This window comes from Sphingopyxis sp. (genome assembly GCF_041916015.1).
Classification (GTDB): domain Bacteria; phylum Pseudomonadota; class Alphaproteobacteria; order Sphingomonadales; family Sphingomonadaceae; genus Sphingopyxis.
In genome coordinates, this window is record NZ_JAYSAH010000079.1 from 33,567 (window position 1) to 41,914 (window position 8,348).

The window sequence follows — 8,348 nt, forward strand, 5'->3', positions numbered from 1 at the left end:
GCCAGAGTCGAATCCTTCGTCCGGGGAAGCGGCGTTCGGCGTTACTGGCAGTTGGCCTCGCGCTTTTCCTCCTTGCCGTTCGCGAGGAACCAGCGCGCCTTGTCGGGGTCGGCGGCTTCGTCGAAATAGCAGACGTCGGTCGCCCCGGTGCGCGGGTCGATATGGACGGACCATTGGTGTGCGCCGCAATTATGCTGCTCGCAGCTCCACGCCACGACCTTGCCGTCCTTCATCTCGATCGGCGTCGCGGGGCCTCCGGTCGTGGCGATGGCCTTCCGTACCGCGGCGTCCTTCACCGTCGCCGCAATGCCCGCCTTGACCAGAACATGATCGTTCCACGCGACGCCATCGACCTTGTCGAACGGATATTTGCCCACATAGGAAGCGAGTTTGCTGCCTGCGGTCGGCGGTAGTGGCGAGGTTTCGGCCGGGCCGGCAGCGGCGGTCTTGGTGGCGCTTGCGTCCGGAGGGTTGCCAGCGGGCTCCACAGCTGCGGGCGTCGCGTCTTTCGGCGCGTCGGTCGCCGCCTTGTCGGCCTTCGCACCGCAGGCAGCGAGGGTCAGAGCAAGGGTGAAGATGGTGGCGCGAGGGAAGGACATGGGCTTTCTCCTGTTATCGATGCCTTGCGTATCACGCGGCGCGGGCGAAGAATATCCGATAGCGAGCGCATCGGTGCTGGATGCGTCGGCAGGGTCGTGTCATCACGGAACCTGCAAGGAGCGTTTCATGGCGAAGAGCGATAAGCCCGCGCTGCTGTCCGGCGGCAATCCCCAAATCCCGAAGGGTGAGGGCGATGGTCCCGGTGCAGGCCTATATCGCCGCGATGCCGGGCTGGAAGTCCGCCCTCTGGGCACGGCTCGACGCGCTGATCGAGCGGGCGGTGCCGGGGGTGCGGAAAGCGGTGAAGTGGAATTCGCCTTTCTATGGCGCGCCGGATGCCTTGCCGAACCACTGGTTCCTGAGCCTTCATTGCTATGACCGCTATATCAAGGTCGCCTTTTTCGAGGGCCGGAGGCTCGATCCCGTTCCGCCGGTCGCATCGAAGAGCGGTGACACGCGCTATTTTCATATCCACGAAACGGACGCGGTCGACGAAGCCGCCTTTGCCGGCTGGATATGCCAGGCGAGCGCGCTGCCCGGCGAGAAAATGTAAGGAGCACGGATAATGGCGGAAGAGGATGTTTCGGCCCTGATCGACGACAAGATCGCCTCGCTCGGTGACTGGCGGGGGGCAATGCTCGCGACGCTGCGCGCGCTGATCCGCGAAGCCGATCCGGCGATCGAGGAGGCGGTCAAATGGCGCAAGCCCACCAATCCCGCCGGCGTCCCGACCTGGGAGCGCGCGGGGGTCATCTGCACCGGCGAAACCTATAAGGACAAGGTCAAGCTGACCTTTGCAAAGGGGGCGGCGGTCGATGACCCCGCGGGGCTCTTCAATTCGAGCCTCGACGGCAATGTGAGGCGCGCGATCGACCTGTTCGAGGGCGATATGGTCGATGCCGCGGCGTTCAAGGCGCTGGTACGCGGTGCGGTCGCGGCCAATCTCGCGAAGCCCGCGCGTGCGAAGGCATAGGCCCGATCCAGGCCCTTGACTTGACTCGCTGCGCTGCGGCGCCCCTAATGACGTCAAGAACAGCATAGGAGAGGCCCATGAATATCGCCGCATCGCCGCGCGCGTTCGAACGGCTCGCGGTCACGCCGCTGACCCCTGCGATCGGCGCCGAGATTTCGGGACTCGACCTGTCCAGGGAACAGGATGACGCGGTCATCGCCGAGATCCGCGCCGCGCTGCTCGCGCACAAGGTCGTCTTCTTTCGCGGCCAGCCTATCACCCCCGCGCAGCATATCGCCTTCGCGCGGCGCTTCGGAACGCTCGAGATTCATCCGGCGACGCCGAAGGACCAGGCGGACCCCGAGGTGCTGCATATCGCGCACGGCCCCGATTCCAGGGGGCGAGAGAATTTCTGGCATTCGGACGTCACCTGGCGCGCCGAACCGTCGCTCGGCTCGATCCTGCGCGCGGTCGAGGTGCCCGCGGTCGGCGGCGATACGCTGTTCGCCGACATGGGGGCGGCGTTTCGCGGCCTGTCGCCGGCGATGCAGGCGTGGTGCCGCGAGCTGACCGCGGTGCACGACATCGCCCGCGTCTTCGCCAAGCGGCTCGGCAAGCCCGTCGAGGAATTGCACGAGCAATATCCGCCGCAGCGCCACCCCGTCGTGCGCACCCATCCCGAGACCGGCGAGCAGGCGCTTTACGTCAACACCGCCTTCACCAGCCATATCGAGGGGCTGTCGGCCAAGGAAAGCGACCGGCTGCTCCAGCATCTTTATGCGCAGGCGGCGTTCCCCGAATATCAGTGCCGCTTCCACTGGGAGCCGGGTTCGATCGCCTTTTGGGACAATCGCGCGGCGCAGCATTATGCCGCGTCGGACTATTTCCCCGCGGTGCGGCGGATGGAGCGGGTGACGATCGCGGGCGACCGGCCTTTCTACAGGGACGAGCGTTGAGATCGGCGCGCGGCGGCTTCCGATCGCTCCGAATTCGGCGCTTGATCTCAACCGGGCTTGAGCTTTCATAAGGATGGGCCTGCGATTCGCGAAAGGACGATCCGCCCATGTTGTACAGCTTTGACGCCCCCGCTCCGGATGGCGATTTCCCCGATCCCGCGCCGTCCGGCGGCGACTTCCTTGCCCGCTATCTGGCGCGGATCGGATATGCCGGCCCGGTTGCCCCGACGCTCGACACGCTCGCCGCGCTGCAGGCCGCGCATCAGGCGGCGATCCCGTTCGAGGCGATGGACGCGCTGACCGGCGAGGGCGTCGATATCGATCCGCAGGCGATCGCGGCGAAGCTGATCGACCGGCACCGCGGCGGTTATTGCTTCGAGCAGAACGGGCTGTTCCTTCGCGTGCTGCAGGCGATCGGCTTCGCGGCCGAGGGACTGCTCGGGCGGGTGCGCTGGATGCTGCCCGCGGATGCGCCAGCGACGGGGCGCACGCATATGGTGGTGCGCGTGACGATCGGCGGGCGGCCATGGCTCGTCGATGTCGGGTTCGGCGCGACGGTGCCGCCGCAGCCGCTCGCGCTCGATGATGCGATGCCGCAGCCGACACGGCACGAGACCTACCGCGTCCGGCCGCTCGACGCCGGATACCGGGTCGAGGCCGACATCGCCGGGACGTGGCAGACGCTGTACGACATCGAGGCGGCGCCGGCGCCGGCGATCGATTTCGAGATCGGCAATTGGTATACCTCGACGCATCCCGCCTCGCATTTCCGGCACCAGCTGATCGCGGCGCGGACGACGGCGGAGGCGCGGCACGGGCTGCGCGACAACCGGCTGACGATCCGCCACGTCGGCGGCAATATCGAGCAACGCTATCTGTCGGCGGACGAGATCGAGGCGGCGCTGGCCGATATCTTTCTGCTGACCCCCGAACCCGGCTGGCGCCGCGCGATCGAACGCGCGGCGACCGCCGAGATCGCGGGCTAGCGGCAGCGCACCCCGCCGTGGGTCAGCGGCAGCGGACGTCGTTCTTGTTACCGCTGCGGTCGATCGCGGTGCCGACCGCGGCGCCGCCGATCGCGCCGAGCACGGTGCCGAGCGTTTCGGACTTGCCCGACGCGATGACGTTGCCGAGCACGCCGCCGGCGATGCCGCCGACGATCAGGCCGGTGGTGCCGTCGTTGCGGCGGCAATAATATTGGCCATTACGGCCACGATAGATGCGGTCGTTGTTCGACAGGCGGCGCTCGCGATAGCGGCGGTCGTTCTTGTAATAATCGTCGGCATAATAGCCACCGTGGCGCGGGTCGGGGCGATCCCAGTCGTAGCGGCCATTTTGGTCGTAATAGTTGCGGTCGTAATAGCCATAGCCGCCATCGTCATAGGCATAGCCATTGCCGGTCGTGGCGCAGGCGCCGACCATCGCGGTCGCCGCGGCGAGGGGCAGGATCAGAAGCTTGTTCATCGACATTACTCCGGTTGGTCGCAGGCCGGCCGAACGGCAGGCGATGCGAACGGCCCCTCTGCGTAACAAGACCCGCGAAGCCGATATGGGTTCCGCATCGCGGTGGCCTCAATCGATGATCACGTCCTTTCCCTCGGCCTTCAGCTTCGCGAGATTCGCCTTCATCTGCGCGAGCACTTCGGGCGCGTGCGGTTCCCACGTCTCGACCTCGCCGACGATGCGCAGCGGCGCGCGGCTGCGATAGCTGCGCGTCGGGTTGCCGGGGAATTTCTTGTCGGTGAGGTTCGGGTCGTCGAACCAGTCGCCGGTCGGTTCGACGATATAGATGCGCTCGCGCGCGGTTTCGTCGCCGGGCGGGCCCTTCGCAAGCTCGCAGCCCCAGATCGCCGATTCGAGCGCGGCGGAGAAATAGATCCACGACAGCGCCTGCGCCTGGAAATTGCCTTTCCATCCCGCGACGAGCAGGTCGCCGGTTTTCAGGTCGGAGCGGGTGCCGTGATAGAAGGTGGCGCCGGCATCGGGGCCGGTGGGTGCGGGGTTGGCGGTATCGGTCATCGCTGGCTCGCTTTCGCTGGAGAGGACAGGCTGGCGGAACCGGGAACAACCGCCATCGCGCGGATCGGTTCCCGGGCATCGCGATAGGGATGAAATCGCAGGGCGATCGGGCGCCGCGCCCGGCGGGTCACTCGATATCGTCGGAGGGGTCGAGGCGGACCACCCACATCGGCTTTCCGTCGGGCGACAGCGCGATGTCATGGCTGGGGACCATGTCGGCGCCGGTCTCGATCCACCCGCGCCCGTCGCATTTGGGGCAGGGGACGCGGATCGAGCGCTGGCTGACGAGGTCGATCTGGCTGTTCCACTGGCCATATCCGCCGCACAGCGGGCAACGCACGTCGAGATCGCCGGTTCGCGGGCGCGGCGAAATGCCGTCGAGCGCATGCGGATCGTGCGGGCCGGTGCAATGGACGATGGCCGAGGGGTGCGACATTGGGCGGAGGATAGGCTGACGGGGTGGATGTGGGCAAGCGGGCGGTGGCGGCTATTGAGCTCTCTCCCATTGGGAGAGGGTTGGGTGAGGGGCTCTTAGGGTGTTTGGGAGATAGAGGTTCGATCCCCTCACCCGACTTCGGCCAGGTTGCTACGCAACCAAGCCTGCGTATCCCTCTCCCCATGGGAGAGGGGCTATCCGCTCCCCACCCCCAAACCGTCGCCTCCGTCAGCCCCCGCCGAGGCGCCAGCGGCCGTGTTCGACATGGGTGGTCTTGCCGACGATGCTTTCGGTCAGGATGATCTCGTCGACCGTCCAGCCGATCGGCGGCATTTTCTGCGCATTCAGCCGGTCGCCGCGATAGTTGATCGTGATGTGCGGTTCGGGGGTGGTGCCGTCCATGATCGGCGCCTTTTCGCGCAGCAGATGGTCGACCAGCGCCTTCTGGAACGCCCGCGCCTCGGCGAGCGGCTCGCGCGTGCGCAAAGTCACCGCCTTGCGGTTCTCGATCCGGTCGAAGCGGAGCGGAAAGGGCGCCGCGGCGAAGCCGTCGAGCGCGGCGACGGTCGCGGGTAGCCACTCCGGCGGCGCATAATGGAGGTCGTAGAGCGAGATGAGCGTGACATGGAGCAGGTCGGGCCCGCGCCCGGGGTCGTTGCGCGGCAGCGCGGCGATCGCCGCCTGCACCTCCGGCGGCGGCTTGGCCATGACGTAGAGGGGGTTCCGGGCGCGCATGGGTGGGAGTGTAGCATGGTGTGGGGGTGGAGTAGCCCTACACCATTAAGTCTAGTTCAGGGCTCCAATTCTAATGGATATTCGTCGTAGGTCCGGCCATGCAATTCGCGGCCGGTGGCCTTTTTGTTTCGCCCACCCCATTGCTTGAAGAAGAATGCCACGTCGTCGCGCCGGCATATATCGAAAAGTCTCTCGACCCACTCTTCTTCCATTGGCCGTGCTCGAGGCCCGGACTCACCACCGACAATTGCCCAATGAATGCCTTGAAGATCGATCTCGGCAATTCGACCGATCAATGGCTCGAAAGAGATGAACAGGGTGGAGCCCTTGATCCGTTTCAGCTGCTCCACGCGATTGGAAACTTCGGCATTTTCTACCGACGTGCCGACCCAAACATTGACGATATTTTTGAGAGCCCCAGACTCAAACATATCCGCCATGCGATCTGGTCGCTTAGTCAATATCTGAAAATGGTGCTGTGGGCAGGCTGACATTACTTCCCAAACACGCTTGATAAAATGATCAGGAACGTCCGGATGAAAGAGGTCTGCCATGGAATTGACGAAAATGCGTTTCGGCTTTCTCCATTCAGCTGGCGCATAAAGGCTGCCCTCGTCGATATTCACTCGACCAGTCCAGACATAGCGTCCGCCGCTCTTTCGGGTGGTGCCCTTATACTTTGGATGTCCCATCGCTTGAAGGCGAGCAGCCATCCTCATAGCATAACAATTGCTGCAACCGCTCGATGCAATTGAGCATCCGGCAACCGGATTCCAAGTTACGTCTGTCCACTCTATTTCAGAACTTCCGGCCATTATGTGAGTACCGCCCGAGCCAGCTTTGCTGCAAGTTTTGCTTTGTCGCTGGGGTTGGCCCAAGCGAACATTAACGAAAATTCGTGTAGGCCGTTTCGGCCAAGAGGCAAAACCTGATCGACAACCCGGTCATCGAATGCCAGCTTTAAACGGTCTTTTGCAACTTTCTCGAACCAAGCTACATCGACGGCTCGCTTGGAAATCACCTGTTGCTGGCCAAAGAGGTCAATCTGCCCTTTTTCTTCGATTGCGACGACGTGGCGCCATGCGTCGGTGCCGAGCGCCTCGTCGACACTCTTGCCTCCGTCTTCCAGAACTGCGCCGTCTCCACGGATTTGTCTGTACATCGCGAAAACAGGAACGAGATACCAAAGGTCGATCGCTTTTGTTTGCGCAAGCCTTTGCAGAGTCGAATATCGAATCTGTAGTCCGAACGGGTCAATAAACACGACCGCTCTAGAGCTTCGCCAATTGATCCTGTCACACATATCGCAAAGCATCTTGTTCGCGTCGAATTGTGTTATCGAAACTCGGTTTCCGAGATGCGAAAAATTCTTCTGAACCTGAGCCTTTAAGGCATCCACGTTCGATTTTTTGACGTCGTTGAAAAGATAACGGTCGAAAGGCGTATTTATCCCCAACGCCCGAATGGCGGATCCAACGATAATCTGGTCAGCATCGAGAATTGAGTCATCTGTCTCAAGCAAGCCCAGACCATTTTGACTGTTTGGGCTCGCCAGAGCAGAGCGCGGGATCGACGCACCCGATCCCGCACACGCATCTATATACCACAATTCAAAGCCCTGCTTTTTGAGAGCGGTGGTGTAAGCAACAAGGTATTTTTCGACGGTTTCGAGCTTCCGCCGTGTGTGTTCATCGCCGAAAGCCTGAGGTTCCATCGCGTGCCCCTTAGAACATTAGGGGAACGATAGACTCCTTTTATGCAGATTTCAATCTCTACGCGCCATTCTGGATGCAGATTGGGGTCATGGACGCGTCCTCAATCATGCTCCCGGCCACCCGCGCCCATGTACAGTTCGCGCCCGGTTTCCTCATAAACCTCGCTCATCTGCGCCATGCCCTTTTCGGCTTCTTCGGCGGCGATGAAGGCGGCGCTGTCCTGATTTTGCAGCTTCGCGAACTCGCGGACTTCCTGGCTGATCTTCATCGAGCAGAATTTCGGCCCGCACATGCTGCAGAAATGCGCCGACTTGGCGCCCTCGGCGGGGAGCGTCTGGTCGTGGTACTGCTCGGCGGTGTCGGGGTCGAGCGACAGGTTGAACTGGTCGCGCCAGCGGAATTCGAAGCGCGCCTTCGACAGCGCGTCGTCGCGGACCTTGGCGGCGGGGTGGCCCTTGGCGAGGTCGGCGGCGTGCGCGGCGAGCTTGTAGGTGACGACGCCGACCTTCACATCGTCGCGGTCGGGGAGGCCGAGATGCTCCTTGGGGGTGACGTAGCAGAGCATCGCGGTGCCGTACCAGCCGATCATCGCGGCGCCGATGCCGCTGGTGATATGGTCGTAACCCGGCGCGATGTCGGTGGTCAGCGGCCCGAGCGTGTAGAAGGGCGCCTCGCCGCACGCTTCGAGCTGCTTGTCCATATTCTCCTTGATCTTGTGCATCGGGACGTGGCCCGGGCCCTCGATCATCACCTGCACATCCTGCTCCCAAGCGCGCTTGGTGAGTTCGCCGAGCGTGTAGAGCTCGGCGAACTGCGCCTCGTCGTTCGCGTCGGCGATGCTGCCGGGGCGGAGGCCGTCGCCGAGGCTGTAGGCGATGTCATAGGCCTTCATGATCTCGGTAATCTCGTCGAAGCGTTCGTAGAGGAACGATTCC

General features: G+C 63.4%; 12 protein-coding genes. 4 read left to right on the plus strand and 8 right to left on the minus strand.

Annotation, left to right across the window (positions count from 1 at the left end):
- Positions 1-41 precede the first annotated feature (41 nt).
- The gene (locus tag ACE3SL_RS11915) at positions 42-599 is read right to left on the minus strand and encodes a hypothetical protein (RefSeq protein WP_374525956.1); all 558 of its coding nucleotides are present in this window, start codon (positions 597-599) and stop codon (positions 42-44) included.
- A 194-nt stretch (positions 600-793) separates the two neighbouring features.
- On the opposite strand from ACE3SL_RS11915, the gene ACE3SL_RS11920 reads away from it, so the two are divergent.
- The 4 genes from ACE3SL_RS11920 to ACE3SL_RS11935 all read left to right on the plus strand — a co-directional run bounded on the left by ACE3SL_RS11920 (position 794) and on the right by ACE3SL_RS11935 (position 3,494).
- Positions 794-1,153 carry a DUF1801 domain-containing protein gene (locus ACE3SL_RS11920; protein ID WP_374525967.1) on the plus strand — a complete coding sequence of 120 codons (360 nt, stop codon included), beginning with the start codon at positions 794-796 and terminating at the stop codon, positions 1,151-1,153.
- Between the two features lie 12 nt (positions 1,154-1,165).
- Positions 1,166-1,573: a DUF1801 domain-containing protein gene (locus ACE3SL_RS11925; RefSeq protein WP_374525957.1), complete on the plus strand. Its 408-nt coding sequence runs from the start codon at positions 1,166-1,168 to the stop codon at positions 1,571-1,573.
- A gap of 77 nt (positions 1,574-1,650) precedes the next feature.
- Positions 1,651-2,508: a TauD/TfdA dioxygenase family protein gene (locus tag ACE3SL_RS11930; protein ID WP_374525958.1), complete on the plus strand. Its 858-nt coding sequence runs from the start codon at positions 1,651-1,653 to the stop codon at positions 2,506-2,508.
- Positions 2,509-2,615: 107 nt separating this feature from the next.
- Positions 2,616-3,494: an arylamine N-acetyltransferase gene (locus ACE3SL_RS11935; protein ID WP_374525959.1), complete on the plus strand. Its 879-nt coding sequence runs from the start codon at positions 2,616-2,618 to the stop codon at positions 3,492-3,494.
- 22 nt (positions 3,495-3,516) lie between these two features.
- Here the strand turns inward: ACE3SL_RS11935 and ACE3SL_RS11940 are convergent, their stop codons facing one another.
- From ACE3SL_RS11940 to ACE3SL_RS11970, 7 genes are all read right to left on the minus strand, one after another.
- Positions 3,517-3,972, minus strand: a complete 456-nt coding sequence (locus ACE3SL_RS11940; RefSeq protein ID WP_374525960.1) for a glycine zipper 2TM domain-containing protein — start codon at positions 3,970-3,972, stop codon at positions 3,517-3,519.
- A 108-nt stretch (positions 3,973-4,080) separates the two neighbouring features.
- Positions 4,081-4,527, minus strand: a complete 447-nt coding sequence (gene arr / locus ACE3SL_RS11945) for an NAD(+)--rifampin ADP-ribosyltransferase (RefSeq protein WP_374525961.1) — start codon at positions 4,525-4,527, stop codon at positions 4,081-4,083.
- Between the two features lie 127 nt (positions 4,528-4,654).
- Positions 4,655-4,963 (minus strand): hypothetical protein, encoded by a 309-nt coding sequence (locus ACE3SL_RS11950; RefSeq protein WP_374525962.1) that lies wholly within the window; start codon positions 4,961-4,963, stop codon positions 4,655-4,657.
- A 228-nt stretch (positions 4,964-5,191) separates the two neighbouring features.
- Positions 5,192-5,698: a 2'-5' RNA ligase family protein gene (locus ACE3SL_RS11955; RefSeq protein ID WP_374525963.1), complete on the minus strand. Its 507-nt coding sequence runs from the start codon at positions 5,696-5,698 to the stop codon at positions 5,192-5,194.
- 56 nt (positions 5,699-5,754) lie between these two features.
- A complete protein-coding gene (locus tag ACE3SL_RS11960; RefSeq protein WP_374525964.1) occupies positions 5,755-6,513 on the minus strand; it encodes a DUF5131 family protein in 759 nt (252 codons plus the stop codon).
- Positions 6,513-7,412 carry a three-Cys-motif partner protein TcmP gene (gene tcmP, locus ACE3SL_RS11965; protein ID WP_374525965.1) on the minus strand — a complete coding sequence of 300 codons (900 nt, stop codon included), beginning with the start codon at positions 7,410-7,412 and terminating at the stop codon, positions 6,513-6,515. The genes ACE3SL_RS11960 and tcmP overlap by 1 nt, the downstream gene beginning before the upstream one ends.
- A gap of 101 nt (positions 7,413-7,513) precedes the next feature.
- Positions 7,514-8,348, minus strand: an 835-nt coding sequence (locus ACE3SL_RS11970; protein WP_374525966.1) for a phosphomethylpyrimidine synthase ThiC, incomplete at its 5' end; no start/stop codon positions are given.

What these genes read in the sequence shown, in the direction of transcription:
- ACE3SL_RS11920 (WP_374525967.1), top strand. Translation starts at nt 794, where the DNA reads ATGGTCCCGGTGCAGGCCTATATCGCCGCGATGCCGGGCTGGAAGTCC.
- ACE3SL_RS11915 (WP_374525956.1), bottom strand. Translation starts at nt 599, where the DNA reads ATGTCCTTCCCTCGCGCCACCATCTTCACCCTTGCTCTGACCCTCGCT.
- ACE3SL_RS11950 (WP_374525962.1), bottom strand. Translation starts at nt 4,963, where the DNA reads ATGTCGCACCCCTCGGCCATCGTCCATTGCACCGGCCCGCACGATCCG.
- ACE3SL_RS11930 (WP_374525958.1), top strand. Translation starts at nt 1,651, where the DNA reads ATGAATATCGCCGCATCGCCGCGCGCGTTCGAACGGCTCGCGGTCACG.
- ACE3SL_RS11940 (WP_374525960.1), bottom strand. Translation starts at nt 3,972, where the DNA reads ATGAACAAGCTTCTGATCCTGCCCCTCGCCGCGGCGACCGCGATGGTC.
- ACE3SL_RS11925 (WP_374525957.1), top strand. Translation starts at nt 1,166, where the DNA reads ATGGCGGAAGAGGATGTTTCGGCCCTGATCGACGACAAGATCGCCTCG.
- ACE3SL_RS11960 (WP_374525964.1), bottom strand. Translation starts at nt 6,513, where the DNA reads ATGGCCGGAAGTTCTGAAATAGAGTGGACAGACGTAACTTGGAATCCG.
- tcmP (WP_374525965.1), bottom strand. Translation starts at nt 7,412, where the DNA reads ATGGAACCTCAGGCTTTCGGCGATGAACACACACGGCGGAAGCTCGAA.
- arr (WP_374525961.1), bottom strand. Translation starts at nt 4,527, where the DNA reads ATGACCGATACCGCCAACCCCGCACCCACCGGCCCCGATGCCGGCGCC.
- ACE3SL_RS11935 (WP_374525959.1), top strand. Translation starts at nt 2,616, where the DNA reads ATGTTGTACAGCTTTGACGCCCCCGCTCCGGATGGCGATTTCCCCGAT.
- ACE3SL_RS11955 (WP_374525963.1), bottom strand. Translation starts at nt 5,698, where the DNA reads ATGCGCGCCCGGAACCCCCTCTACGTCATGGCCAAGCCGCCGCCGGAG.